The sequence below is a fragment of the Streptomyces akebiae genome (genome assembly GCF_019599145.1).
GTDB lineage: Bacteria > Actinomycetota > Actinomycetes > Streptomycetales > Streptomycetaceae > Streptomyces > Streptomyces akebiae.
This window is the reverse complement of record NZ_CP080648.1, coordinates 259,963-285,707: the sequence shown is the minus strand read 5'-3', so window position 1 is coordinate 285,707 and position 25,745 is coordinate 259,963. Positions and strand designations below refer to the sequence as shown.

The 25,745-nt window shown below is 68.7% G+C and carries 14 protein-coding genes and 11 pseudogenes; 11 read left to right on the top strand and 14 right to left on the bottom strand.

All coding sequences use genetic code 11. The features are described 5' to 3' along the window. Positions 1–6: 6 nt before the first annotated feature. The gene (locus K1J60_RS45400; protein WP_220644295.1) at positions 7–363 is read right to left on the bottom strand and encodes a hypothetical protein; all 357 of its coding nucleotides are present in this window, start codon (positions 361–363) and stop codon (positions 7–9) included. Between the two features lie 273 nt (positions 364–636). On the opposite strand from K1J60_RS45400, the gene tpg reads away from it, so the two are divergent. After that, positions 637–1,191 carry a telomere-protecting terminal protein Tpg gene (gene tpg, locus K1J60_RS47380; RefSeq protein ID WP_220644296.1) on the top strand — a complete coding sequence of 185 codons (555 nt, stop codon included), beginning with the start codon at positions 637–639 and terminating at the stop codon, positions 1,189–1,191. A gap of 19 nt (positions 1,192–1,210) precedes the next feature. Here tpg and K1J60_RS46750 read toward each other — a convergent pair whose 3' ends face one another. The 4 genes and pseudogenes from K1J60_RS46750 to K1J60_RS46745 form a co-directional block, all read right to left on the bottom strand. Continuing rightward, positions 1,211–3,076 (bottom strand): ATP-binding protein, encoded by a 1,866-nt coding sequence (locus K1J60_RS46750; RefSeq protein ID WP_259408412.1) that lies wholly within the window; start codon positions 3,074–3,076, stop codon positions 1,211–1,213. After that, positions 3,073–4,664 (bottom strand): annotated as a pseudogene (locus tag K1J60_RS45380) (transposase). The gene K1J60_RS46750 and the pseudogene K1J60_RS45380 overlap by 4 nt, the downstream one beginning before the upstream one ends. Positions 4,665–4,762: 98 nt before the next feature. Continuing rightward, the gene (locus tag K1J60_RS45375; protein WP_220644298.1) at positions 4,763–5,938 is read right to left on the bottom strand and encodes an ATP-binding protein; all 1,176 of its coding nucleotides are present in this window, start codon (positions 5,936–5,938) and stop codon (positions 4,763–4,765) included. A 386-nt stretch (positions 5,939–6,324) separates the two neighbouring features. Continuing rightward, positions 6,325–6,984 carry a hypothetical protein gene (locus K1J60_RS46745; protein ID WP_259408410.1) on the bottom strand — a complete coding sequence of 220 codons (660 nt, stop codon included), beginning with the start codon at positions 6,982–6,984 and terminating at the stop codon, positions 6,325–6,327. 108 nt (positions 6,985–7,092) lie between these two features. Between K1J60_RS46745 and K1J60_RS45365 the strand changes: the two genes are divergently transcribed. Together K1J60_RS45365 and K1J60_RS45360 are read left to right on the top strand one after the other, a co-directional pair. Beyond that, positions 7,093–7,596, top strand: coding sequence for a hypothetical protein (locus tag K1J60_RS45365; protein WP_220652012.1), 504 nt, complete (start codon positions 7,093–7,095; stop codon positions 7,594–7,596). Between the two features lie 152 nt (positions 7,597–7,748). Continuing rightward, positions 7,749–8,066, top strand: a pseudogene (locus K1J60_RS45360) (IS6 family transposase); the annotation flags it as partial. Between the two features lie 78 nt (positions 8,067–8,144). Here the strand turns inward: K1J60_RS45360 and K1J60_RS45355 are convergent. After that, positions 8,145–8,591, bottom strand: a pseudogene (locus K1J60_RS45355) (IS6 family transposase); the annotation flags it as partial. Between the two features lie 714 nt (positions 8,592–9,305). On the opposite strand from K1J60_RS45355, the gene K1J60_RS45350 reads away from it, so the two are divergent. Further along, on the top strand, positions 9,306–9,854 hold the full coding sequence (locus K1J60_RS45350) for a hypothetical protein (protein ID WP_220649035.1): 549 nt from the start codon (positions 9,306–9,308) through the stop codon (positions 9,852–9,854). Here K1J60_RS45350 and K1J60_RS45345 read toward each other — a convergent pair. The 3 genes and pseudogenes from K1J60_RS45345 to K1J60_RS45335 all read right to left on the bottom strand — a co-directional run bounded on the left by K1J60_RS45345 (position 9,784) and on the right by K1J60_RS45335 (position 12,967). Beyond that, positions 9,784–10,605, bottom strand: a complete 822-nt coding sequence (locus K1J60_RS45345) for an IS5 family transposase (protein ID WP_220652013.1) — start codon at positions 10,603–10,605, stop codon at positions 9,784–9,786. The two genes, K1J60_RS45350 and K1J60_RS45345, sit on opposite strands and share 71 nt — an antisense overlap. Before the next feature lie 601 nt (positions 10,606–11,206). After that, positions 11,207–12,393, bottom strand: a pseudogene (locus tag K1J60_RS45340) (GDSL-type esterase/lipase family protein). A gap of 25 nt (positions 12,394–12,418) precedes the next feature. Further along, positions 12,419–12,967 carry a YciI family protein gene (locus K1J60_RS45335; RefSeq protein WP_220652079.1) on the bottom strand — a complete coding sequence of 183 codons (549 nt, stop codon included), beginning with the start codon at positions 12,965–12,967 and terminating at the stop codon, positions 12,419–12,421. 588 nt (positions 12,968–13,555) lie between these two features. Between K1J60_RS45335 and K1J60_RS45330 the strand changes: the two are divergent. Continuing rightward, positions 13,556–13,978 (top strand): annotated as a pseudogene (locus tag K1J60_RS45330) (DEAD/DEAH box helicase); the annotation flags it as partial. A 249-nt stretch (positions 13,979–14,227) separates the two neighbouring features. Here the strand turns inward: K1J60_RS45330 and K1J60_RS45325 are convergent. Continuing rightward, positions 14,228–14,866 (bottom strand): GNAT family N-acetyltransferase, encoded by a 639-nt coding sequence (locus tag K1J60_RS45325; RefSeq protein ID WP_220652094.1) that lies wholly within the window; start codon positions 14,864–14,866, stop codon positions 14,228–14,230. A gap of 121 nt (positions 14,867–14,987) precedes the next feature. Between K1J60_RS45325 and K1J60_RS45320 the strand changes: the two are divergent. Both K1J60_RS45320 and K1J60_RS47490 read left to right on the top strand, forming a co-directional pair. Then, a pseudogene (locus K1J60_RS45320) lies at positions 14,988–15,721 on the top strand (transposase); the annotation flags it as partial. Positions 15,722–15,799: 78 nt separating this feature from the next. After that, positions 15,800–15,925 (top strand): annotated as a pseudogene (locus tag K1J60_RS47490) (IS630 family transposase); the annotation flags it as partial. A 37-nt stretch (positions 15,926–15,962) separates the two neighbouring features. Here the strand turns inward: K1J60_RS47490 and K1J60_RS45315 are convergent. Beyond that, positions 15,963–16,325: a hypothetical protein gene (locus K1J60_RS45315; protein ID WP_220649903.1), complete on the bottom strand. Its 363-nt coding sequence runs from the start codon at positions 16,323–16,325 to the stop codon at positions 15,963–15,965. Between the two features lie 17 nt (positions 16,326–16,342). Next, a pseudogene (locus tag K1J60_RS45310) lies at positions 16,343–17,575 on the bottom strand (IS256 family transposase); the annotation flags it as partial. A 123-nt stretch (positions 17,576–17,698) separates the two neighbouring features. Here K1J60_RS45310 and K1J60_RS47485 point away from each other — a divergent pair. Next, positions 17,699–17,794, top strand: a pseudogene (locus tag K1J60_RS47485) (helix-turn-helix domain-containing protein); the annotation flags it as partial. Between the two features lie 233 nt (positions 17,795–18,027). Here the strand turns inward: K1J60_RS47485 and K1J60_RS45305 are convergent. After that, positions 18,028–18,987, bottom strand: coding sequence for a phosphotransferase family protein (locus K1J60_RS45305; protein WP_220652078.1), 960 nt, complete (start codon positions 18,985–18,987; stop codon positions 18,028–18,030). A gap of 343 nt (positions 18,988–19,330) precedes the next feature. Then, a pseudogene (locus K1J60_RS45300) lies at positions 19,331–19,753 on the bottom strand (transposase); the annotation flags it as partial. Between the two features lie 50 nt (positions 19,754–19,803). Between K1J60_RS45300 and K1J60_RS45295 the strand changes: the two are divergent. The 3 genes and pseudogenes from K1J60_RS45295 to K1J60_RS45285 all read left to right on the top strand — a co-directional run bounded on the left by K1J60_RS45295 (position 19,804) and on the right by K1J60_RS45285 (position 25,698). Continuing rightward, a complete protein-coding gene (locus K1J60_RS45295) occupies positions 19,804–21,774 on the top strand; it encodes an ISAzo13 family transposase (protein WP_220652077.1) in 1,971 nt (656 codons plus the stop codon). 17 nt (positions 21,775–21,791) lie between these two features. Further along, positions 21,792–22,244, top strand: a pseudogene (locus K1J60_RS45290) (transposase); the annotation flags it as partial. A 550-nt stretch (positions 22,245–22,794) separates the two neighbouring features. Continuing rightward, positions 22,795–25,698, top strand: coding sequence for a helix-turn-helix transcriptional regulator (locus K1J60_RS45285; RefSeq protein WP_317619764.1), 2,904 nt, complete (start codon positions 22,795–22,797; stop codon positions 25,696–25,698). Positions 25,699–25,745 lie beyond the last annotated feature (47 nt).

The following is a 25,745-nucleotide window of genomic DNA, read 5'->3' as shown; positions in this document are numbered from 1 at the left end:
AAGTTGTCAGGCGTCGCGGTACTGGTTCCGGGCAACACGGACGACGCGGCCGGCCTTAAGCAGACCGTCTATGTAGACGGAGACGCCGTTGCGGTTGGCTTGCTTGCCCCCGGCGGTCAAAGCATCCGCAATATCACCGAGAGACATGGGCTGAGGCGACGCCCTGAGGATCTTGACGATGGCATCCGCCTTGGTGAGGTCTTGGACCGCCGACCCCGGCTCGGACACCGCTGCACTCAGCTTCTTGAAGGCGTCCCGCTTGGCCTTGAGCCCCTCGATATGAGCTCCGAGTCGGTCACGCTCGAGTTCGGCTTCACGGAGTTCACGCTCGACGCTGGCGAGGTCCTCGCTGTAGGAGTTCACGAGGAGAAGACTATAGAAACCTAGTAGAAGTTAGCTAGCTTTTCTTAAAGACGGACGCTGCTCGACCAGCTGGGTGCCGCGCGAACCCTACGGAGCGGCGATCAGGTTCAGTGAGACGAGCTCAGGCTCGAGATAGGACAGCAGAGTCAGTAGCCGAGGACCCGCAGGGATGTCTCGCGTACGCCGGAACTGGCCAAAGGCAACGGGCCAGTGTGAAAGACCTGAGGGAGCAGACGGCCGCTGTGCGGCGGCAGAACGGCTCGGGGGGAGGACATGGGAGAGATCGTCAAAGGGCTTGAGCGAGCGCTGCTGAGCCGTCCGGTGCCTACTGGTGACGCCGCTGTGCGTTTCCTGCTCAGGGCGCAGAAGGGCTCCACGAAGAACATGGCTGTCCTCCTGGGGATCTCCCAGCGCACGGTACAAAGGTGGGTCACGACCCGGCCGGGAATGCGTCGCCGTCCAAGTGCTGTGCATGCGGGGTTGATCGATGAGGCCGTCAGGGCACGGTGGCAGCCCCTGGTGCGCGCCCGCCGACGGGCCCGGGCCGAGGCCGACGGGTTTGTCTTCCACACCAGGGCGCGGTTCGGTTTCGCCGCTCCGGCAGGCTCGTCGGACGATCCGCGGGTACGGCTGATCACCCAGTACCTGTCGGGAGAAGTGGCCCGCGAGCTGTTCGCCGCCCGGGACGCCGGCGGGGGTGAGCAGCAGCAGATGGTGATCCTCGCCCGTGCTTTGGGGCATGCCTACTTCCGGGACGGAGGCCTGCGTGCCCATGGGCTCGGAATCGCCTTCACCGACGTGGAGTTCGCCGTTTTCTCCATCGACTGACGTGCACGCGGGTTCGAGCTCAGAGCGAGGGCGGCATCTGGTGCCGTGTCAGCATCGTGTCGTAGCACTGTGCTTCCTTTCGTTCGCGCCAGTCCCACTGGATGCGGCCGACAGGGCCGGTGCGCTGACCGACAGGCGGCTGCGGCGGGCGGAGCCTGGCCGCCTCCGCCATGCGCAGCAGGTGGACGCGGTCGTGGGGGCCGGCCAGCAGATGCTGGTCCTGGCCGGGCGCGAGCTGAGCGAAGGACACGGCGGCCTTCAGGGAGACGCGTGCCCACGGCGGCACCCGGTGCGAGGCGCAGCCGTCGGTGTAGCGGGTCCGGTCGTGCAGGGCCAGGGTGGCCGCGGCGGCGTCGTAGTCGCCGGGGCGGGCGGTGGCGAGCTGCTGGATGGATGCGCCGGTAAAGAGGGCGGCGGCGAGGGCGGCGGCCAGGCGGGGGTGGGCGGTCACGGTGGAGAGGCGTCGGGCGACTTCCTGTACTGCCTGCTCGGTGAGGGGTGTCGGTGGCGGGCGGTGCCGGAAGGTGATCGGCGGCGGTACGCACGGGGCGGTACAGGGGGCAGGGCTGTCGTAGGAGACCAGGCGGTCCAGTGCGGGCAGGGTGAGCCACCGGTTGGCCGGCCGGGCGGGCTCCTCCGCAGGCCGGGGTACGGGAGCGGTTGTGCCGTAGTAGTGGCGGCGGGCGGCCTGGAAGTCGGCGGTGATGGCGAAGTCGGCCGTCTGCAGGGCCTGGTGCAGGGCGGCGGGCAGGTGAGGGCGGTGGCAGACCAGGGTCAGGTGAATGCCGGTCAGGGCGCGCAGCTCCAGGAGGCGCATCGTGCGGCGGGCGGTGAGGCGGTGGGCGCGCAGGACGGTCAGCCGGTTCACGGGCAGGGCGTTGATCCAGGCGGTGGCGGCTTCCCAGGCGGGCTGACGGCCGGCGGGGAAACGGCCCGGGAGCAGGGGCGGTTTGCCCAGAGCGGCCAGAAGGTCGTGGGCGAGGCCGGTTTCGCTGGTGGTGCCCGGGCCGGGGTGCAGGGTGATCCGGCCGGACGGCGGATGGTGGGCGGCCAGGGCGGTGTGCGTGTGGATCGCGTCGTCGCCCGGGTCGAGGACCACGGCGACGGACGGTGGCACGGCTGGCGGCATGGTGACGTGGTGGTCAGGCGAGGCGGCTGAAGGCCCAGCGCAGCAGCTCCTGATCCACCCGGGGCGGCCGGTGCGGGCCAGGGCAGTGCGGGTGTGGGCAGTCAACTGGGCCCAGGCGCGGAAATTGCCGTGCGCGGCGTGCTGGTCGGCGAACGTGATGTCATCGGGGTCGGCGTCGACCCAGACCGGATGAAACAGCGGGATGGCCTCCAGGACCTCGCTGGGGGTGAGGCGGGTGAAGTGCTGCCAGATGAAGATGCGGGAGGACAGCATCGGTTCACGGCGCAGCACGGTGTGGCAGCCCTCCCCGCCGACGAAGATGATCGCGAGCTGGGTTGAGGGTTCGTCCCACAGATAGCGGAAGTACTCGAATGCCTCCCCGTTGAGCCACTGGGCCTCGTCCACGAGGAAGGTGCGGGGACGTTCAGCCAGGGCCGTCTTCAGCAGGCGGTCGAACTCACTGGGATGACGCGGCGGTTCACCGGCCAGGTCGAGCGCGGTGAACAGCTCGTAGCGCACCGCACGGGCGGTGGGACGGGCCCGGAAAGTGATCTTGCGGACGTCCTCGTGAGGCTCGAGTCCCCGCAGGCAGATGTTGACGGCGAGGGTCTTGCCGAAGCCGGCGCCGCCGTGGATGCACATCATGGCGCGGGCGGCGACGGTGTCGGAGATGTTCTCCCGGGCGGTGAGCAGGGCACGGGTGGTGACCACGGACGCATCGGGCAGGTCGACGTACTGGTAGGTGGCCGCGGTCACGAGGCGTCTCCGTCTTCAGCAGTCTGTGCATTGGGTTCGAGTGGGCCGTCGGAGGCAGGTTCGGACGGGACGGGAGCAGGCAGGCAGGGCGTGGTCCGGGTGGCGAGGGAAGGCGGGGTACGCCAGTCGGCCGGGGGCGCGGCGGGCGGGATGAGGTCCGGCATTGCGAGCTGCGCGAGGTCGGTCCCGGCAGTCTGGGCGAGTTCGGCCTCGGCCTGCGCGGTGGTCAGCGCGCCGAGCCGCTGAGGTGCCTCGGGCTGGATGGCGGCGGCGTAGCGCTCGCGCTGGGAAGCCTCCAGGTCCTTCTTCAGACGGCGCGCACGGGCGGCCCGTGCTCGCCGTACGGCGCTGACCTGTTCCTCGGTGGCCTGGTCGGCCAGGTCCGCGGGACCCAGATAGCGGCCAGTGGCCGCGTGGTACACCTCGATGCGGTGGTCGTGGTGGGGCATGAAGCGGATGCGGACCTGGATCCCGGTCTGGCCGGTCATCCACGGCCCCACGTAGTCGCGTTTCCTGAAGCGGATGCCGCGGGTGGTCAGCGTGCGGGTGCCGGCGTCCTCCAGGGTGAACGTCCACAGATCCGTCGCGGGCACGTCCCGCAGCGGAGTGGGATCCCCCTGCCACGCCTCAAGCGGAGTCTTTCCCCGCAACGGCGCCGGGCGGTGCTCGGTGTTCCACCAGAGCGTCCAGGCCAGCAGCCGGGCGGTGAAGTCCTCGAAGCCGAGCAGCACTTCGTCCTTCGGGCGGGAAGCCCGTTTGCCGGGGCGCGGCTGGCGGGCATAGCCGGGCAGCGCGGCCAGGAACATACTCTCCACCGCCCGGTTCAGGCCCTCCACGGTGCCCTTGAGGTGGGGGGTGTAGGCGGGCAGGTCCTCCACCGTCACGTCGAGGAGATCGAACGCGGCGGTCACCGTCCGGGACAGGAAGTCCTTACCGCGGTCCACCCGTACCTTCTCGGGCAGGCCGCCGATCGGGCCGTAGGGGTCCTCGCGCAGGACCGCGGAGCGCAGCGCGGCCAGTACCGACTCCCGCGACGGATCCCCCGGCGTGACCGCGACACCGGTGATCGCGTTCGTCGCGCAGTCGGTGAACCAGGTGATCCACGGCCTGCGGGCCTTGCCCTCGACGTCGACCAGCACCGCCGCTTGGACGTGGTCGGTCTCCCACACCTGGTTGCGCCAGCCGCGCGCCCGGGCCAGGAACACATCGTGCTTGCGTGCCGCACGTTCCCCTCCCGCAAGCCCCGCCCGCTCCCCCGGCGTCAGATCCCGCTGGATCGCCCGGTGCAGCGTCGGGATCGACGGAGGAGGCTCCCCCTCGCCCTTGGCCGCGCGAGCGGTCAGCTCACGATGGACCGCCGCGACGTTGCCCTTCCACAAGGCCAGCAGGCGGCGCACCTCCGGAGTGACGGAGAAGCGCCCTTGCTCTGGGCCCGCGCCCCGGGCTCCGCAGCCGCGGACTCGTCACGCTCGGCAGCGGCAAGCCACCGCCACACCGTGCGCTCGGTCACCTCCAACGACTCCGCCATCAGCCGTACATGGCGGGACGTCAGTTTCTGGTCCTGCCGCAGGGCGAGCAGCCGGCGCACGGCAGGGCCGCGCAGCGCCGACAGGGAGGAAGAAGGCAGACCTCCCCGCGCGTGCCCGTCCTCGTGGCTGCCAGCCTCTCCCATCCCGGAGGCGCCGGTCACAGCGGCCCCATGAGCCGTGCGCAGGCCCGCTCCAGCATCCGGCGGTCCACTACCGCACGGCTCTTGCCGTAGATCTCGGCGGTCAGGTGCGAGGTGAGCTTCGCCCAGGTCCGGAAATTGCCGTGGCCCACATGCTCGTCCACCCACGCGACATCGTCCTCGCTCACGTCCTCCCACAGCGGGTGGAAGGCCGCCATCACTGCGGCCACCTCGCCCGGGCGAAGACGAGGCACCAACTCCCAGGTCAGCACCCGAGAGGCCAGCGCGGGCACCCGGCGCAGCGCCCGTTCGCTGCCCGCGCCCGCCAGCACGAGTGCCGTGTCCGTGTCCGGGTGGTCCCACAGACCGCGCAGAAACTCCAGCGCCGGCCCCGGAAGACGCTGTGCCTCGTCCAGCACCAGCACGCGGGGCTGCCGTAGCGCGTTCACCAGCGTCAGGTCGGCCTCCACCGCCCCGCGCGGCAGCCGCCTGCCCAGCTCGAGGGCGTCCGCGAGCACCCGGCGCAGTTCCGGCACCGTCGGATGCACACCGACATGGACCCGGCGGACCCGGGCCGGGTGCGGCAGCTGGGACAGGGCGTACTGCAGCGCGACGGTCTTGCCCTGGCCGGCGTCGCCGTACAGACACACCACCGCCCCCACCGCGGCCGCGTGCGCGACCGTCCGCAGCACCGACCGCACAGCGGACGTGTGCACCACCTGCGCGCCCGGCACCAGGACCGGAACCTGCGCCAGATGCTTCTGCTCCCGCAGGATCACCTGCCCGCCTGTGCCTTGGCCGGCCACGACGTTCAGGCCGAGCTCGCTGAGCGGATCGGGCCTGCGTGGCCCGGCCACCACGTGCTCCCGCTCGACCATCAACGCCCGGCCCGCCCGGCGGTCCCTGCGGATTACCCGGTGCAGTGTCGACGCCGACGGAACCGACGCCCCGCCAGCCGCGGCCAGCCGGCGTCTCAGCTCAGCGACATTCCCTGCCACCTCGCCCAGCAGCGTCCACACCTCGTCCGACACCGCATACCCCTGCCGGACCGGCGCCTCCACCTGCCCGGTCGTCTTGGCCTGCTCCAGCCAGCGCCACACCGTACGCTCCGAGACACCCACCGTCTCCGCGACCGCACGCACATGCCGCGTGGCCAGTTCCCCCGCCTGCTGCCGCTCCAGCAGACGACGCACCACCAACCCCCTGGGCAGCACGGGCCCACGACCGGCCCCTACCTCTTGGTCCACCCCACGATCACACCGACCGGGCCAACCTCAGCACATAAGAACTATCGAACCTGAGACAACATCAGCTGCCATGCGATAAAGCCCCATGACAGCGATCCCACCCATTAATCTCTCACCTCATGACAGCGGCCTGCCCACCCGTAAACAGCCGCTGACCAGCCCCGTAACACCCACCCCTGGACCAGCGCGACCGACTCTCACCAACACCGACACCAACCCGAGAGATCGCACGCGAGGCCACGCTGAAGAGATCGCAGTCGACGGCGAGCCGGAGCCTGTAGTCATCAAGCTGGGCGTATGGGTCTCCAACACCAAGACCCGGCGCGACAAACTCACGGCCGATCAGCTCGACGCGCTGCGGAAACTGGGCGTGGAGTGGACGTAGTCGAAGGTGGGCCCGACGGCAGAGTCGGGCCCACCCTGCTCAACGAGGGTGAGGTGTCGCCGCGGCTCACGGTCTGTAGCAGTTGGGCGCACACGGTCGCTTCGGCGGCGAGGCAGGCCGGGCTGCCCAGGACGGGGAAGGCGGCGCGGACGCGGGCGGCGACGTTCTCCTGGAGCAGCGTGTAGGCGTAGAGCGTGGCGGCGTCGAACCCTTCCGGAGCTCGCCCCCAGCCCTCCCAGTCGAGAATCCTCAGCGGCGCGGTGACGTTGGCCCAGTGCAGGTCGGAGTGGGCGGCGGTCCAGCGGATCACGGCCGGGGCCGGGATGCCCACGAATTCGGGGATCGCCCGGTCCATGTACTGCTGTCGTACGGCGACGCGGTCGGTGTCGGCGGCCGCCACCTTCTCCAGAGTCCCGGCGAGGTCCTCCCACCAGGAGTCCGGCAGCTGGAGGACCGGGTCGTCGGACAGGGCCGGCTGGTCGACGAGGGCCGACAACTCCGCCCGGTAGGCGGTGCCGTCGTCGACGGTGTCGTGGACGGCCAGGAAGGCGGGCCGGCGCCTGTCGAGGTCCTCGAAGACGTGCTGGGCGTCGAGGGCGCCGTACACCCGGCGAGCCGACCGCGTCGACAGGTGGTACGAGGGTGGCTCCCTTGCTTACGGTGCCTGCGGTGAATATCGCACCTATCGGCAGAGTGGCTGGAGGAGGTGGCTGTGGTGACGAGCGGGCGACGAGGTTTCGCAGGATCTCTGGACCGGTGGCTGCTGTTCCTCATATCCCTCGCCGTGGCTCGTGGCGACCGGAGTGAGGCCGAGGCCGAGACGGCTACGGGTGTTCGTTCCATCGACGCCGTACTGACCGACCGTCCTGGGAGCGTCCGCAGGAAACAGGAGAACGAGAACTGGTCCCCTGCTCTGTACTTGATGGGGATGCTCTCGTTCGGCTGGTTTCTGCTGACCGCCGTATTCGGAGTCGCGCTCGTGCTGCTCATACCGGTCACCTCGCCACCATGGATCCGGGTATCGGCAGCCCTGCTGCCGGCCGTGCCCAGCGCGCTGTTCGTATCCCGGCAGATCTGCCACGCCCTCGTGCGTCGCGTTCTGCGCAACGGAACAGCGAGCAGGGGCCTCCTCCGTGGCCTGGCGTTCTGGTACGGGGATGTCATAGCCGGCCTTCTCACACTGGTGAGCTGGGTGGGCTGGGCCGCACTCCTGCGATGAACAGAAGCGGGATGCCAGGGCTGCTGTGAGCGCTGGCATCCCGCTTCCAGGGCGGATGTCGCCCTGGGTTCGAACTGTGAAAGCCGAAGCAGGGCGCTGTCACGTTGCTTGGCTGGATGGGATGATCTTCTGGTTGATCGTGTTGGAGGGGGCTGTTCGTAGAGGCCGTGTCGCCGTCGTACAAGGGGCACCTTTACCCGGTCGAGGTCATCTCCCACTGCGTGTGGCTGTACCACCGCTTCCCCCTCAGCTTCCGCGAGGTCGAGGAGCTGATGCTCGAGCGCGGGATCGTCGTCTCCTATGAGACGGTCCGCCGCTGGTGTGTGAAGTTCGACCAGGCCTACGCAGGCGCGCTGCGCCGCCGACAGCCCCGGCCCGGTGACAAGTGGCACCTGGACGAAGTCTTCCTCAAGATCAACGGGCAGAGCCGCTACCTGTGGCGGGCCGTCGACCAGGACGGGAACGTGCTGGGACGGCGCTGTCACGTTGTTGGGTGGGTAGGTGTCTGATGGCGTCGCGGCGTGGTGCAGCTCGGTTCCGGGCTGTGCTCAGGCAGCGTTGGCGAGGCCGGCGACGCCGGTGATCTGCTCCCAGATTGCGAAGCGGATGCTCATCTCGGCTCGGTGGGCGGCAGCGGTCATCAGGTGTCGCCGGGGCCGGAAGGGGGGCGAGATACCGCTGAACGCGGACAGGAACCGCTGGGCCCCGCCCACGGAGCGGAAGCCCTCCATCGCTCGTTCGCGTTGCCTCGTTGGCTGGTGGCTGTTCTCGGCTCGGTTGTTGAAGTACTTCGACTGCCGGTGCTCGACGGAGGGCATGACCTCGCGGTGGGCGGCGCCGTAGGAGCGGAGCTTGTCGGTGACGATCACCCGCGGCATCGCACCGGTCTTCTTCATCAGCCTGCGGAAGAAGCGCCTGGCCGCGGCCTTGTCCCGCCGGTTCTGCACGAGGATGTCCAGGACGTTGCCGTCCTGGTCGACGGCCCGCCACAGGTACTTCTAACGTCCGGCTCAGTGCACGCCTCGGCGCAGACGTTCACCTTCTGGCCGCAGTCGACACCGTTCCCCAAGCCACTCAGGACTTTGCCCGTGCGTTGTGCGAGACCGCCAGCATCGAACTGCGGGTCCTCGACAGTGAGCGCCTCCGCCCAAGCGAGCAATAACCTGGGCAGTGCCGCTGGACGAACTCATCGTCACCAGAGTCGACGAAGAACACCTGCGCCAGCCCAGCCGACCCATCCAACTGCGCCTGCCCCCAAGCGAACGCCTCACCATCGCCGCACAGTCGAGGTACCCACTCTGGGAGATCGGACCCGTGCGCCGCACCCCTCCACCACTACGGCCCCCGCAGCCCAATGGCCTGCCCACTTGCAACATCGCCCCCACCACCCGTAGAAGAGGCCGCCCCATACCAGCGATCACTGAACCTGATCTCCGGTCACCATAAGAGACACAAGCTGATCGCCCAGTCCGCTATCTGACAAACCCGCAGATCAGACCGCACACATCAAGACCGCCACCCACACCCGGGCCCCTGCCGAAGTACCCGCACCGCCTGACCAGACCAGCACACCAAACCGATAAGCCCAGGTAAGAAGCCGTTGTCTTTCCGGGTGTGATCGTTGAGTTTCCGCTGTTCAGGCATGGTTTCGATGTCGTTGCGGGAGAGTTCGGGCGTTCAGTTCGTGCTCGGCGATGCGGAGGTGACCGGTGACGTCGGTGATGGGGCTTTTGGAGGAGCGGGAGGCGGCTGCCCGGGTGCGGGTGGAGGGGCTTCAGGCGGAGGCGGAGCGGGTTCTTGCCGAACTCGGCGATGCGCAGGTGGTGTTGGAACGCCGGGTGATTGCGCTGGCGGAGCTGGCCGAGGCCCTGGCCGCTCCGGACGGACCAGCCGAGGTGCCCGTTCCCGGCCCGCGCGAGGAGGCGGTGGCGAAGGACAAGGTTCCGGTCGCGGGTTCGATCGTGCCGCGGTGGCACCGGGGAGTGACGGTGGAGGCGCTCTCTGCGGACTACCGGCGGATCGTGGAGCTGGTGGAATCCATGCCGGGCGACGGTGAAGGGATCTCGGCGAAGGAACTCGCGGGCAGGCTGGAACTGCCGCTGGTGCCGGCGAAGATCGAGGGAGTGCGCTCTCGGGCGAGGCGTCTGGCCGGGCGGGGCTGGCTGACCGTGTTGCCCTCGGGACGGTTCACGCCGCGGCAGCCCACCCTGGCCGTTCCCGGTCCGGGTGACGAGCCGGGCGGGCGAGGCGGCGGCTGAGGAGCATGACCTGCGAGAAGTAGATGAACGCCTCGCTGGACGCGGGCAGCGTCTCGAAGTCCCGCACCAGACGACGCGAATGCATCAGCCACCCCAGCGTGCGCTCTACTACCCACCGTCTCGGAAGTACCACGAACCCGGTCATGTCGTCGCTGCGTTTGACGATCTGCACGGTGAGCTGCAGTTTCTCCTTCGTCCAGGTGACCACGCGGCCCGCGTAGCCGCCGTCGGCCCACACCAGGCCGACCTTCGGGAACCGGGTCCGCAGCAAGGGCAGCATGCCGCGGGCGGCCTGCCGGTCGGTGATGTTCCCGGCTGTCACCAGCACCATCAGCAGCAGGCCGAGACTGTCCGTGATGACGTGCCGGCGCCTCCCGTTGATCTTCTTCCCGCCGTCGTAACCGCGTGAGACGGCGGGCACCGAGGCGGCGCCCTTGACGGACTGCGAGTCGATGATGGCCGCGGTCGGCTCCACCTTGCGGCCCTCGGCGACGCGGACCTTGCCACGCAGCCGGTCGTGCAGCTCCTTGACCAGGCCGTTCGCGCACCATCTGCGGAAGAACGCGTACACGCGGTCCCAGGCGGGAAAATCCACCGGCATGGAGCGCCACTTGATCCCGTTGTCGGTGACGTAGAAGACAGCATCCAGCATCACGCGGTGGCAATAGCCCTCCGGCTGACCGCCCCGGCCCTCCAGCCAGGCCGGAACCGGCATCGCCTCGCGCACCACGGCCCACTGCACGTCCGTCATGTCCGACGGATACCGCCGCACCCGCTCCGGCCGGTCGGCCGCGTTCCCGAACCTGTGCGCGAGACAATCACACGACGACACGCGGGAGTTGGACGCGACCGGGTACATCACGCAAGACTGGAACAACAGGGCCTCCCTGCACTCGAGTTGGCTTCGCAACCCTCGTGCTGCACCGGAGGTCCTGCTTTCATGCCCCCACCCGGCCAAGATCACCCGGCCAGGGATCCCGTTCGATCAGAACCGCCCCCATGATCGATAGGAATACGGCTTCTAAGACCACCAGCTCCTGATCAGAAACACCGCTCCCGGACAGAACAGCTCTCTGCCATCGGCATGCGCTGGACATGACCGTGAGCAGGACCGGCCGCCCCCGCCGCTAGCTCGGACCTGCTGCAGTGTGTGTGCCGACCGTATCGTGGAGCGTTCATTGTGCGTGCCAAGTACGTACGGATGGCGTTGGGGGCGGCGGGCGCTTGGTTTCCCTCTCCCGCCCGCCTACTGGCTCATGGCTCTCGGGGTTACCTCAGCCGGGCGGGGAACCTGCCCTGCCCGGAGCGCGGAAGCTCCACACCTGGGGTGCAGGGTGTGGAGCCCAGCTCACTCAGCGGAAGGGACCGTCGGTCGCGAAGGCGTGGGCTGCAAAGCGCTTGCCCATTCGGCGGTATGCGGAGGCGGTGGGGTGAAGGCCGTCGGCCAGGTCATCTGCCTCGTTCGGGCCGAGCAGTTCGCGTCCGTCGAGATAATGCAGGTGGGGATCGGACGCCTGTCGTGTCGCAGCGATCCGGGCCAGCTCGGCACGGACCACCGCCAGCGACAATGCCCCGCCAGCCACATCGGCCGGGTCGCCCAGGGCAGCGAGCCTCCCGTCCGGGCCGGTCGCGGTCGGGCCGGGGGCTTCCTCCAGGGCCGGACAGCTCACCGGAGAAATCAACAGCAGCGGGGTGTCCGGGTGCCCGTCCCGGATCGTGTCGAGGAACCCGTGGACCGCCGGGCCGAACGTCCGCAGCCGGAAGGCGGACAGGCTCACGATGTTGATGCCTACCTTGAGACTGATCAGGTCGGCGGGCGTATCGCGGATCGTCCGGGCGACATAGGGATCCAGCAGCGCGTTGCCCGCCTGGCTGAGGTTGATCACCTCCACCCCTCCGAGCGAAGCTGCCACCACCGGCCAGGTCCCGGTCGGGCCGTCGGCCTGGATGCAGTGGCTGATGGAACTGCCGTGATGCACCCAGCGGCGCCGCCCGTCCGGCAGCGGTGCCAGTACGTCGCCGTCAGCGCGCAGTGCCACCAGTTCCGTCGGGGTCTGCTGTGGCAGCCACAACTCGACGTCCTTCATGCCGGCCGGAAGCCCGGCGAACCGTACGGTCCCTGGTTCGCCCGGGATGAGTCGCTGTACGGCCCCGGGGCCCGCCATCCGCAGCACGTTGCCCACCGGCGCCTGCTGACGCCCGGCCAAGGCGCCGTCGACCACCAACTCCAGCATCCCGGTCGGGCGAGGGTGGGGATCGGAGTCGAGCTGGCCGGTGGAGGTGAGTACCTCGAACTCCAATGTGTGTGCATCGGTGCGGAACACCAGCCGCACCCCGAAGGCATCACGGTCACCCCGTAGACCGACGGGTCCTGATACTGCGCCTTGGTCCAGGCGGGCAACCGGCGCGGCATCACCCCTGCCTGTGTGGTCTCCAGGTCCAGCGCACCCCGTAACTCCACCGGCCCGCCCACCAGCGGAACCTCCCGCAGCGTCGCCACCGTCACCGCTCCTGTCCCAGGTCGATGTGGTCCGGAGATGACATCGACCTGGTGCTGTCGCGGCTCATCGACGCCCGCCGAACTCCCAGTCGTGGACCTCGATGTCCGCGTACAGGTCCGCGGTCAGGACGGCTCGTGCCGTCTGCGGATCCGGTGCCCTGAGCAGCACCGCCGTACCCAGCCAGGTGTCGCCGTCGTCGGACAGCAGCGGCCCGTACGCGACCAGCTCGTCCCCCTCGAGCGGCAGGGCAAGATCGGCGGCCGGGACCACGCCGAGGCCGAGCACCAGGTACCGGTTGCCACCGGTCCGGCCACCGGGGAAATCCCACATGGTGCGCCCCAGCACGTTGCGCCACCGGCGCAGCAGCACATCCCGGTACGCGCCGGCCTGGTAGTTGGGCTCGTCGAAGGCGAACGCGCGGGCGGCGGCGGGATCGGGCAGGTCGACGATGTGCACGCTGCCAGTGGGTGTCTCACCATCATCGGCGAAGGTCGGGCCGCGAGCGATCAGCTCCTTCGCGTACCGGTCCATGTAGGACCAGTGCTCCTCCACCAACTCCTCGCGTAACGCGAGGGAGCCGGGCCGGTCACGGTGGTAGCAGAAGAACTCCATGACCACAGACCCTTCCCCATCAAAGGCACCATCTCAACTGGCTTTTGGCAACGATGACCCCCGCGCTCCAAACCAGGCAGCATTGGCGGGGAAGACAAGTCCGGGCACATCCCGTGCATACAGCTGGACTACCGGGACCATCGCGACCGGCTCCGGCCCTACGGGCGCGTCGAGCGGCTTGTAGTGGTGCGGTTCGACGCACACCGGCCAGGGCTCGTCGGCCGGCCACAGCAACGGGCCCGCCGATGGAACTGTCCCCCGGGCCCGGCTGCCCGGCCCGGGGGTAGAGGAGGGTGACCTCGCGCGCCCTACCGATCAGCTCCGGAAAGACGGCCTCAGCATCGAAGGGAAGCGGAGCCAGCAGCCGGGGCCCGGGCGGCTGGGCCCGGGCGGTGTCCTGCTGCGCGCGCCCTGACAGCATGGCGTCTTTTGCTGCTTGTGGTCGTAACGCCGCCGGCGCTAGCCCCCGCCCCGCCTCCCGTTGCACCCCGTTCAGCCCGTCGGCGACAGACCCGCCACGTGCCGACGCTAGCCGGGAGTTCGTATCCCCAGAGCCCGTCCTATGACGGCACCCCGACCATGACGAACACGTACGGCACGCGGCTCGCCGAGCTCGGGCTGTCGGAGGCGATCGAGCGCGAGATCCTCGCCGGGTTCGAGATCGACGTCCTGGAGATCCGCGACCCCTCCCCCGTCGTCGGGGAGTCCGAGGAAGCCCGGCGCGGCCGGCGTCTGGCGCTCCTGCAGACCGCGCTCCTTGAGCACGCGGCGAAGTGGAACCTCAAGACCGTCATGACGTTCCACCAGAAGGTGGAAGAGGCCGCCGCGTTCGCGGAGAAGCTCCCGGCGACGGCTGCCGAGCTGTACGTCAACGACGCCACCGACGACGACCTGGCCGCCGCAGACAAACTGCCGAAGTCCTCCATCGACGCGGAGTTCTACGAACTCCAGGCCGGCCGCCACGTACCCCCGGACCGCGTCTGGTCGGCATGGCTGTGCGGCGACCACCTAGATGGTCAATTCCAAGGGTTAGGCCGTGAAGGTATGGGGACGCCTGTCTATCAAGCCCGATTGATACGGCTGGAGCTGGTCCGCATCACACAAGTGGCTTGAGGTGGGGCAGGCGTCTCGTGGGAAGTAGCGCTACGGCTGCTTCCTGCTTCGTGCCCGTTGAGGAGTGGGGGTCTGGCCAGGCCCGGAGTCAGGACTTCGCCGTCCAGCAGTCGGTGAGGGGCCTTTACGGGGCAGACGTTTGCGCGTTCAGGGGTTCCACACCATGGTCTGCTGGTGCACACGTCGGCCGTTGTGACGCAGCCCGGGGATTTGGGCTGCCGGACCGTGCTTGGTGAAGCCCTTCCGCTCAAAGAAGCGGACAGCCCGGGTGTTCTCCAACAATGTCTGCAGATGGCAGCCCTTGCCCGTCTGCTCCGCCACCTGCTCCAACCAGCGGTCCATCAGACCATCGGCTGTCCCGGAGCCGCGCGCCTCCGGGGCCACGTTGATATGCAGGTGTGCTGGCCAACGCGCATCGTCGAAGTCGCTGGCGGTCGGCCTCCGTCGGACCGCAGCCCATGCCAGATCGGCGAGAGCCCGAGCGAAGAACGCCGCCGGTCGTAACCTGATGAACAGCCTGTACTGCTTGATGGCCTCCTCCATGCGCTCGCTCTCGCTGGGAAACGCCGCACTGTTCGTACAGCCGGCCAGGTAGCCGACCAAACGGCTGCCATCGACGGCGAGGAAGAGCGAGGCGGGCGCCAGGTCCATGTATGGCTCAAGGTAGACGGCAGCCTCGGACTCGTCATGGCCCCACAGCGATTCGCTGGGAGATCCTGCCCCGGCACGGCCGAACAGGTACCGGAGGTCCGACCGATCCGCCTCGGTGAACGTGCGGATCTCCATCACGCTGCCACCCACCTTTCAAGATCGCCTATGAGATCGGGCGAGTCTGTCGCCGGTGCACTCCACGCCAGCGAACCCACGGTTGGTCTGCGGCAGACGCGAGTGCACCCATGATCATTGTGTGACGAACAACCTGGACACCCTCGCGACAGCACTCTATGCGACGACCGACGACCTGTTTAAGGAGCGGCCGGACTTGGCTCCGTGGCGGCCGGCTGTGGGGATTGCACCGCAGCTCACGGACGCCGAGCTGATCACTCTCGCGATGATGCAGGCCAGGCTCGGCTTCACTTCCGAGACCAGATGGCTCCGGCACGCCCGAACCCACCTGCGGCACCTCTTCCCCTACCTGCCGCAGCAACCCGGCTACAACAAGCGGCTGCGCATGGCTACCGAGTTGCTCCGCCGGGTCACCCGGATTCCGGCCACCAGCACCTCGGCATGGGCCGACGACGTGCGCGGACTCCACGCCCGTGGAATGCGGCCGCTCACGGGAGACCGTGAAGCGCTCCGACTTGGCCGGATGGGCCGAGTACGGCTACTGCGCCAGTCACAGCCGCTTTTTCTGGGGCCTGCTTCTGCACCTGGTGTGCACCCTCCAGGGCCTGCCCGTCGCCTTCGCTCTGACCAGCGCCAAGGCCGACGAACGCGAAACCCTGCTGGACCTGCTCGCGACCGAGCCGCACCTCGTCGCCGCCCGGCCCGGCCAGACACTGATCGGCGACAAGAACCACTTCGGCCGCGACTTCGAACACGAACTTGCGCAGCCGGGCCTCCAGTTCCTGCGTCCGACCCGCGCCCGGCGGATCTCTGTTCAAGCCGTTGCGGCAGGTCATCGAGTCGGTCAACGAGACGGTACTGACTTCGGCTCGTCAGGGTGAATCTTTGCGAAGTCTCTGAAGGGCCTCGAGGGGTGGCTGTATTCCGTGCTGTGTGAGGTATGCGGATGGGGGCGGGCTGACCGCTGCGGGGCGGCAGCGCCGCGAAACGGTACGGATGCAGGGAGCCGAGCTGTTCGAGCAGAAGATCAAGCCGCCGGAGGTCGCAAGGCGCCTGCGGGGAGTAATTGTCAATTCCTGTGGATCGGTGGTGCTCTTCAGTTTTCTTCAGGCTCCTGATCTTTGGCGTCGAGGATGCGGCGGAGACGTCGGATCTCGGCGATCAGGCGGGGAATGTCCTGGCGGGCGTTGGCGATGAAGTGGGCGTTCTCGTCCCAGCGTTCGTCCGCGACGTCGACATAACGTGGCTGCTGGACCAGGGTGGCGGCCACGATCTGCCGGTGGTCGAAGTCTGGCCAGCGTTCGCCGGTCCCGGTGTCGGGGACCGTGCTGATCGCGACGAGGCTCATGGCGAAGTCGTCGTCGAGTTGGCGCACGTGCCAGGGCCCTGGGGTGGCGGCACCGGCAAGATCCTCGATCTCGGAGAGTTCCTCGTCGGTCAGCGGATTGGGCGTGTCCATCAGGCTGCCTGCTCCTCACGCTCAACCAGCTGACCGCGTTCGAAGTGGGCGCCGGCGCGGACAAGTGCGACGAGGTGGGGCGCGTTCACCGCCCGCCAGCGGGCCTGGGCCGACTCGATGAGCTTGAAGACCATGGCCAGTCCCGCCGCGCGGGAGCCGGCACCCTTGGTGACCTTGGTTCGAAGCCGCACGGTGGCGAAGGTCGACTCGATCGGATTCGTGGTCCGCAGGTGGATCCAGTGCTCGGCGGGGAAGTCGAAGAACGCCAGCAGCTCGTCCTCGTCGTCCGTGATCCGCTTGACGACCTTGGGGTATTTCGCCTGGTAGGCCCGTTCGAAGTCGCGGACGGCCCTGGCCGCGTGGTCCTTGTCCTCGGCGTTGTAGATCTCCTGGATCGCGCGTTTTGCCGCGGGCTGGGCCGACTTGGGCAGCGCGTCCAGGACATTGGCGGTTTTATGAACCCAGCACCGCTGATGGCGGGTGTCAGGGAAGACCTCGTTCAGCGCGTTCCAGAAGCCGAGCGCGCCGTCGCCGACGGCCAGGACTGGGGCCCGCATGCCCCGGCGGGCGCAGTCCCGCAGCAGTCCTGCCCATGCCTCGGACGACTCGCGGTATCCGTCGGTCATCGCGATCAGTTCCTTCGTGCCGTCCGTGCGCACCCCCATGAGCACCAGGACGGCGGCCCTCGCCTCCTCCAGGCGGATGCGCAGGTGGACGCCGTCTGCCCAGACGTACACGTAGTCGCTGGCGGACAGGTCCCGGTCCATGAACGCGGTGTGGTCGGCCTGCCACTGTGCGGTCAGCCGTGTCACGGTGGCGGGTGACAGGCCGGCCGAGGAGCCGAGGAACTGCTCCAGCGCGGGCACGAAGTCACCCGAGGACAGGCCGTGCAGGTAGAGCAGGGGCAGCACCTCGCTGACCTTCGGGGACTTGCGGCACCAGGGCGGCAGGATCGCCGAGGAGAACCGCTTGCGCTCGCCCGTGGTCTCATCGACGCGCTTGTCGTTCACGCGTGGGGCCCGCACCTCGACCGTCCCGGCTGCCGTGGTGACCTTCCTGGGCTGGTGGTAGCCGTTGCGCACGACCAGGCGGCGACCGTCGCCGTCCCGTTCACCGGCCAACTCGGCTATGTAGCTGTTGACTTCCACTTCCAGGGCTGCGGCCAGCATCCGCCGGGCCCCCTCACGGACGATCTCGTCGATCAAGGAGCCGTTTGGCGTGGAACCGTCAGCATTGACTACCGTGAGCACGGGCGTGCCTTCCCGACCGACGCGCCAACGTCGGCCTACTCGATGACCATCACAGGATCATTCGGGAAGGTACGCCCTCCACGTTGCCTCGCCGACACCGATCCACAGGTCATGAGCATTGCTCGCCTGCGGGTGAGCCTGAAATCTGCCTACCAGTGGCACCAGCTGTGGCGGTACGGCGGTCGTGAGGCTCTGGCCTCCCGTGGCCCGAGCGGGTCGCTGTGACTTCGATCGATAGGTGGCCCCGCGTCCTCGGCCGTCGACGAGGTCGGCGGGCTGTGAGGATCTGTAGTTGGCCCCGCGAGGATCGATAGCTGGCCCCAGCTAGTCCCGCATCTACTGGTGCGGGACGTTCATGTCCTGTCTCGCTGAAGCGGAGGCAGTCTCGGTCGATGTGAGGCATCGGCGTACGTCTCGCTCAATCCCGGGCAACTGCCGTTGTTTCTCGCGTGTCAGCCCGGCGCGTCCATCAGGGCGGTGACATAGGCATCCAGCCGCTCCTCCACAGCTCGCGTCGTCAGCTCTGTCCTCCCGGCCTCCCGCCACGGCTGCGACACCGACTGCACTTCTTCCGAGGCGGCCAGCGCGTCCCGCACCCGCCAGTACAGCCGCTCGCTCACGCTCGCAGCCAGCACACCGCCAGCCTCCTCGTACGCCTCGGCGAACCGCCGACCCCAAGCCGGGCCGTGCAGCAGCGCGAGATTGACGGAGCAGTGCGCCACATCGAGATCGGCCGGGCCCCAGGAGGCTGCTGCCCAGTCGATGACGCCCGTGATCCGGGCGCCTTCCGGGTTCGAAGGTGACACGTCGAACAGCACGTTGCCGGGCTGGAAGTCCCGGTGCAGGAAGCGCCCTTCATAGGGTGGCGCGGGCCTGCGGATCACTTCGATCGCTGCGGCCCATACGGCCGCGTCGGCGCCCTTGGGGACCACGACGGTGTCGGCGGTCGTCAGCGTCGCATATTCCCGGGGCCGCTCAGCAGGGCTCACCGCGTGGATCGCCACAAGTTGACGGGCCAGCAGGCGAACGCGCGCCTCCATTCCTTCATCGTCGAGGACCGTTCGGCCCGCCAGATGGGTCATCAGGAGCGACGGATACTCGCACTGCGCGGCAGTCGTATCAACCGCGACCAGTGAAGGAGCCGGCACGCCGGTCCCCGCGAGCAAGGTCAGAGCGTCGGCCTCCCCAATCAGCCCGTCCTCGGCGTGCTCCATATAGAACGGGTCGACGTAGCTCCGCAGTACCAGGTCCCGGGTGCCTCCGTCCCGTGTGCCAATGATCAGCCTCCGCATTTCGGCGGTGATGCCGCCGTGCAGCACCTCGGCTTTGACGATCCGTTCGCCGGCCTCCAGGTGCCGACCCACCCAAGCCAGCGTCAACGGTCGGACAGTCGCGGCCTCATCGTGGTTCATCACCGTGCCACCTCATCATCCGGACGGCGGCACGGACGAAGGATTTTCCAGGTATCGATGGCCGTGCGGCTCAGTCCTTCCAGCAAGCCTGGGTCTGGACGCAGGTGCTCGACGAGGCGCCAGTCAGAAGTCAGTTGGGCGAGACAGACGGACACTCGGCGTCTCACTCAGCCTGAGACGCAGCAGGTCAGACGGCCACCGTGCCTCAGCTCCAGCGAGACGGGACACTTCAGGACCGATGTTCGGCCGCGGCAACCTGGTTGATGAGTTCGGCAAGGCCCCGGTAGTAGGGGCTGGTTCTGTGCCTGATGCGGTGCCGTACTGCCTCCGCCTGTTTGCCTCCCATGTCGAAGGTCTGGAGTGCGGCCTTCCAGCGCATGGTCCAGCGTTTGCGTCCGGTGCCGGTCGGGTCCAGGCTCATGACGGCCAGGTAGACGCACTTGAGGGCGGCCTGGTCGGTGGGGAAGTGCCCTCGGGCCCGGACGGCCTTGCGGATCCGCGCGTTGATGCTCTCGATCGCGTTCGTGGTGCAGACGATCTTGCGGATCTCCACGTCGAACCGGAGGAAAGGCACGAACTCCGCCCAGGCCGCCTCCCAGAGCCGGACGATCGCCGGATACTTCCCGCCCCAGGTGTCAGTGAACTCCACGAACCGCTCCAGTGCGGCGTCCTCGGTCGGCGCGGTGCAGACGGGCCTGAGCGCCTTCGCGATCTTCTCCCAGTCCTGCCGGGCCGCGTAACGAAAGCTGTTCCTCAATAGGTGGAGCCGTACGGAAACGAGGTGTCGCCTTCTGTGGTGTGCCTCGTTGACCTGGTATGGCGTTGTCGGAGGGGAAGCACGGTCGACTCGCCGTGCGGTTCGAGGTGTTGTCGCCACATCTGGACGAGCGGCTGCGGAGGCTGCTGCTGGCCACCGAGGCGAGACTGCTGGGGCACGGCGGTGTCCGGGCGGTCGCACGGGCCGCGGGGGTGAGCGAGACCACGGTCCGCAGGGGAGTCTTCGAGCTGGAGGCGGGCGAGACCACGGCGTCCGCGGGGCGGACCCGGAGGCCAGGCGGGGGCCGCAAGCGTGCGGAGCAGGTCGATCCGGCTCTGCTTCCCGCGCTGTTGGCGCTGGTCGAGCCGGATGAGCGGGGCGATCCGATGTCGCCGCTGCGGTGGACGACGAAGTCGCTACGGATCCTCGCGGACGAGCTGACGGGCCAGGGCCATCCCGTCTCGGCGATGACGGTGGGCAGGCTGCTGAAGGACAACGGATTCAGCCTCCAGGCCCAGGCCAAGACCTTGGAGGGCGAGCAACACCCGAACCGGGACGCCCAGTTCCGCTACATCAACGAGCAGGTCAAACGACACCAGGCCGACGACGAGCCCGTCATCAGCGTGGACACGAAGAAGAAGGAGATGCTCGGCCAGCTGCCGAACCCCGGTCGGCAGTGGCGCCCGAAGGGTGACCCGGTCCGGGTCGATGACCACAGCTTCTTCTCCGGGCCGACGGGCGAAGCCGCCATCCCTTATGGAATCTACGATCTTTCGGCGGACACCGGCTGGGTCAACGTTGGCGTGGATCACGACACCTCGGTCTTCGCGGTCGCCTCGATCCGCCGCTGGTGGCAGGCCCGGGGCCGCCATGACTATCCGCGGGCCAGCCAGCTGTTGATCACCGCGGACGCGGGTGGCTCCAACGGCTACCGCTACCGCCTCTGGAAGGCGGAGCTAGCCAAATTCGCCGCCGAGACCGGGCTGGCAGTCACTGTCTGTCACTTCCCTCCCGGCACCTCGAAGTGGAACAAGATCGAGCACCGACTCTTCTCCCACATCACGATGAACCTGGGCATCGCGGTCAGCAAGGCCCAGCTGAAGAGCCTGCCGATCGAGTACCACGACACGCACGGCACCTGGAACTACACCGTCCGCCCCGACGGCCCCTGCGACGGCGAGCCCATACCCCTCACAGACCGTGACGCTGCCCGCCGACGGGTCCTCGACCTGCTGGCCGAGCCGGCCCTGACCGGGATGAGCCGCGAGGACCTGACCGCCCTGGCCGGCAAACTCACGCCCGAGCTGGGCCCGCTTCGCGAGGAACGACTGCACCGCAAGCGCGGCGGCCCGCGCCGCCACGGCGCCGGAGACAACAAGCGCCCGGTCCTCGCCCCCGCGGACCGCATCCTGCTGAGCGTGATCTACCTCCGCCACGTGTCCTCGCAGAACCTCCTCGCCGAGATGCTGGGTCTGTGCCGGCGCACCCTCGGCCCGTCCATCAAGGAGATCCGACGCCTCCTCCAGGAACACAGCATCTCCATCACGCCCACCACGCTGTGCTTTTCAAGCAGCCAGGAGCTCGAGGATTTCGTACGCTCCGGGACCCCGGTCACCGCCCGCCTCCAGCGCACCCACCACCTGGCCGACCCTGCCCTGACCGGCATGGACCGCATCGAACTGGCCTCGCTCATCGACCAGTTGTCGCTTCAGCAAGCCGCCTTGATCGAGCGGCGCCACCACCAGCATCGGGGCGGACCACGCCAGCCCGGCACCCGCGGCGGCGTCTTCCGGCAGAAGATCACCGATGCCGAACGCCTCCTGGCCGCAGTCCTCTACGAGCGCAAGCTCGGCACCCGACAAGTCCTGGCAGACACCTTCGGCGTCAGCCTCGGCACCCTCAACAACGCGCTCAAAGACGCCCAACCCGTCCTCCGCGAAGCCGGAATCACCCTGCCTCCCGCCCCGACCCGCTTCGCCACCGGCGCCGAACTGCTGGCATCCATCGACAGCAACACGCCGACAGGTTGATTCTTTACGGCTCCTAACTGCTGCGGAACTCCTTCCGCTATGCCGCCCGCCAGGACTGGGACAAGATCGCGCGTCTCCTCAAGCCCGTCTACACAGCTCCCACCGAAGAAGCCCCCCGGGACCGGTTCGCCGAGTTCGCCGACACCTGGGGCAGGAAGTATCCGGCGATCGTGAAACTGTGGGAGAACGCCTGGGAGGAGTACACCCCGTTCCTGCAGTTCGACACCGAGATCCGCCGCATCGTCTGCACGACGAACGCGATCGAGTCGGTGAACACCCGTATCCGCCGGGCGGTCAAGGCCCGCGGACACTTCCCCCACGAGCAGGCCGCCCTGAAATGCGTCTACATGGCAATCATGTCCCTCGACCCCACCGGCAAGGACCAGGCCCGCTGGACCATGCGCTGGAAGACCGCACTGAACGCCTTCGACATCACCTTCGACGGCCGCCTCTCAGCAGCCCGCCAGTAACCCCAACCACCCCCAGTCACACCACTCGTTCGACAGACCCACACTCGGGCTACCGCCCTGCCCACCCTCAGCCCAGCACGCGAAACGGTCCGCCGACTCCGTCGGCGGACCGTCATGAAACATCGAGGCTAATCCTTCGGCCGCTAGAGAAACACTCCAGACCGTCTCAACGATTGCCGTGGACGCGTGCGTGAACTCGCGCCACAACTCGGTCTCTCCGGAGGGGGACGGTCGGCACGACGCGTCCCGGCTCAAAAAGTTCCCTACCCGCTTCGGCCAGGGAAAAGCGCCCATTCTTGGACGCTTCACGGCCACGGATTCCATTCACGGGACCCCCACACGGTGGGGGCCTCTTCACCGGTTGGTTTCGATTGCTTCTGTTGCGTCTCCTAAGACGCACATGCAACTCTGACGAAGGTTTGGCCTCGGCATTGCTTTGATTTTGAGAACTTTTGTCAGTTCCGGGGATCCGCATCAGCGGCATGGATTCACCCCCGCTAGGGACACCCACGGATACAAGCGGGCACCCAGCGGCGCGGTACGGGGAGCGGTGCCGGACCAGCACTACATCTGCTGGTCCGGCACCGCAGACGGGGAGGCAGGACCAGTCGTGCTGATCGAACGAGGCGAACAACTCGCCCAACTCCGCCGGAATCTGCAGTCCTGTGAGAAACACAGGATAGGACACGTGGCCCTGGTGACGGGCCCGGTGGGCATGGGCAAGACACAGCTGCTGGAGACGTTCGGCAAATGGGCGGACTCCACCGGCGCGCGGGTGCTGACGGCCGCCGGGTCCCGTGCGGAACAGGGCCTGCCCTTCGGGGTACTCGGGCAGCTCCTGCACGGCGCCCGGTTGGCGGGGTGCGACACCACGCGGGTGGAGAAGCTGATGGCCGAGGCCGCCGACGCCATTCCCACGGCCGAGGCCAGGTGGGCGGCAGCGGACGAACTGCCGGCCGAAGGACCCATGTGGCCACCGCTGTTGCGCGATGTCTTCGCGACGCTTCTCGAACTGGTCGACCGGGGTCCGCTGGTGCTCGTGGTCGACGACCTCCAGCACGCCGACGCGACGTCCCTGCACTGCCTGTTGTACGTGACCCGGCGGCTGCACCACGCCCCGATCATGGTGTTGCTGTCCGAGACGTCGACGTTGCGCCCGGCGAACTCCCTGTTCCATGCGGAGCTGGGAAGCCGGCCGAGGCTGTCCCATCTCACGCTGCCCCCGCTGACCGTGGACTCGGTCACGCAGCTGCTGCAGGAGCGCGACGGAGAGCCCGGGGGTGCGGGGAGCAGCGAGGTGGTGCAGGAGGCTCAGCGCCTGCGGCACATGACCGGTGGCAATCCGCTGCTCGTCCAGGCGCTTGTGGGCGAGCCCCACCGGCGCGAGGAGGAGGGCGGGCCCGCCCCGCTGCCGCGCGTCGGGGACGCGTTCGGCCGGGCCGTGCTCCACAGTCTCTACCGCCACGAACCGGAGGCCAGGAAGGTCGCGCGGGCGCTGGCGGTGCTCGACCGGCCGGTGTCGCAGGAGCTGCTCGGCCAGCTCCTCGGCCTGCTGCCCGCTTCCGTCACGTCGGCGCTGCGGGTCCTGCACAGCTCGGGGCTCGTCGACACCGACCGGCTGCGGCACCCGCGCATTCTGCACGCCGTGCTGTCCGACACGCCGACCGAGATACGGCAGTGGCTGCACGAGCGGGCCGCGAAGACGCTGCACGAGTACGGCGCCGAGTCGAGCGTGGTCGCCGGGCACCTGGTCGCCTCCGGGTTGACCGGGGAGGAGTGGGTGGCGCCCGTGCTGCAGGACGCCGCCGAGCACGCCCTGTCCGCGGGCCGGCCCGACCTGACGGTGGCCTATCTGCGGCTGGGCTGCGAGGCCGGCACGGACGAGGAGCGGCGCAAGGCCCTCACGAGCATGCTGGTCAGCGCACGTTGGCAGGTCAATCCGCTGGCGGCCAACGGTGACCTCGACAGGCTGGTGCGGTCGGCGAAGACCGACGGGTACCCCGTCTCGGCGGCCGTCGCCGCGGTTCCGTACCTGCTGTGGCAGGGGCGGGCGGAGGAGGCCGCCGAAGCGGTCGCCGCAGGTCCGGAGGCGAAAGCCGGCGAGACGGCGGGCCCCAAGGACGGACGGCTGCAGGCGATGCGGCTCCTGGTCTCCCTCTCCCACCCGGACTTCCTGGTGTCGGCGCGGAAGTCGCAGGGGCTGTGGAGCAAAGCGGCCACCGCAGCCCACTCGGTCAGTCCGCTTCTGCAGGCCGTCTCGGTGCTGGGCAGCGCCCTGCTCCCGACGGACGAGGTGGACAGTACGGCCGCCGCCGAGCAGTTCCTGCAGCGGCACCACCTCGACCGGGGCGACCGCGGCATGCTCGTCGCTCCCCTGCTGGCACTGCTGTACGCGGGGCGTGCCGACCGGGTCGTGGCGTGGTGCGGCATCCTGCTCGGTCGGCCCGAGACCCGCCACACCCCTGCGTGGCGGGGCGTCGTGCGGTCGATCCGCGCGGAGGCGGCGCTGCGCCTGGGCGATCTGCCCGAGGCGGAACAGGATGCCCGTGCCGCGCTGGAGGACCTGCCCGCCCCCGCGTGGGGAGTGGCCGTCGGCGGGCCGTTGGGCACACTGATCTCCTGTGCGACGGAGGCCGGTAGGCATGCCGAGGCCGAACGCTGGCTCGCCGAGCCCGTACAGACGGGGATGTTCCGCACCCCGGTGGGCGCGCACTACCTGATCGCCCGGGGCTCCCACCACCTCAGCACGGGTCGGCACCAGGCCGCCTCCTCGGACTTCCAGCGCTGCGGTGCCATGATGCGCGGCTGGAACCTGGAGGCCACGGGGCTGGTGCCCTGGCGACTGGAGCTGGCGCGCGTACAGATCGCGCTCGGCAACCGTACCCACGCCGCGCAGCTCCTTCGGGAGCAGCTGCACGTTCCGCACGGCCTCGACGAGCGGACCCGGGGCAGGGCGCTGCACCTGCTCGCCTCCACCGCCGCGCCCGACCACCGTCGCAAGCTGCTCTCCAAAGCGGTGGAGCTGTTCCAGTCCTGCGGTGACCGGCGAGGCCTCGCCCGCGCACTGGCCGACACCAACCAGGCGCTGCGACAGTCCGGGGGAGGGGAGCGCACCCGGCATTTCGTGTTCCGTGCCGACGACGCGGCAAAGGGTCCGGACGCCGTGCCCTGGGTGCGCCAGGCGCCGGAGCAGCAGGGCAATCCGCGTGCCGCGGAAGACGGTGACCGGGACGACGTACTGAGCGAGGCCGAACTCCGGGTGGCGGTGCTGGCCGCGCGGGGGCAGACCAACCGGCAGATCTCCGACGCGCTCTTCATCACCGTGAGCACGGTGGAACAGCATCTGACGCGGACCTACCGGAAGCTGAACGTACGTCAGCGCACCGACCTGCCGAGCTGGCTGCTGGCGATGGACGACCATCAGCCGCGGGAGGTGCAGGACAAGGTGAGCTGAGCGGCTGTCGCCGTCGACGACGTGGCCCGGACCGGTGTGAACCCGGT

Coding starts and splice junctions, on each gene's coding strand:
- K1J60_RS45325 (WP_220652094.1), bottom strand. CDS start 14,866: ATGGAGATCCGCACGTTCACCGAGGCGGATCGGTCGGACCTCCGGTAC.
- K1J60_RS45305 (WP_220652078.1), bottom strand. CDS start 18,987: ATGAACCACGATGAGGCCGCGACTGTCCGACCGTTGACGCTGGCTTGG.
- K1J60_RS45315 (WP_220649903.1), bottom strand. CDS start 16,325: ATGGACACGCCCAATCCGCTGACCGACGAGGAACTCTCCGAGATCGAG.
- K1J60_RS45295 (WP_220652077.1), top strand. CDS start 19,804: ATGGCGTTGTCGGAGGGGAAGCACGGTCGACTCGCCGTGCGGTTCGAG.
- tpg (WP_220644296.1), top strand. CDS start 637: ATGGGAGAGATCGTCAAAGGGCTTGAGCGAGCGCTGCTGAGCCGTCCG.
- K1J60_RS45345 (WP_220652013.1), bottom strand. CDS start 10,605: ATGACGGACGTGCAGTGGGCCGTGGTGCGCGAGGCGATGCCGGTTCCG.
- K1J60_RS45335 (WP_220652079.1), bottom strand. CDS start 12,967: ATGGAGTTCTTCTGCTACCACCGTGACCGGCCCGGCTCCCTCGCGTTA.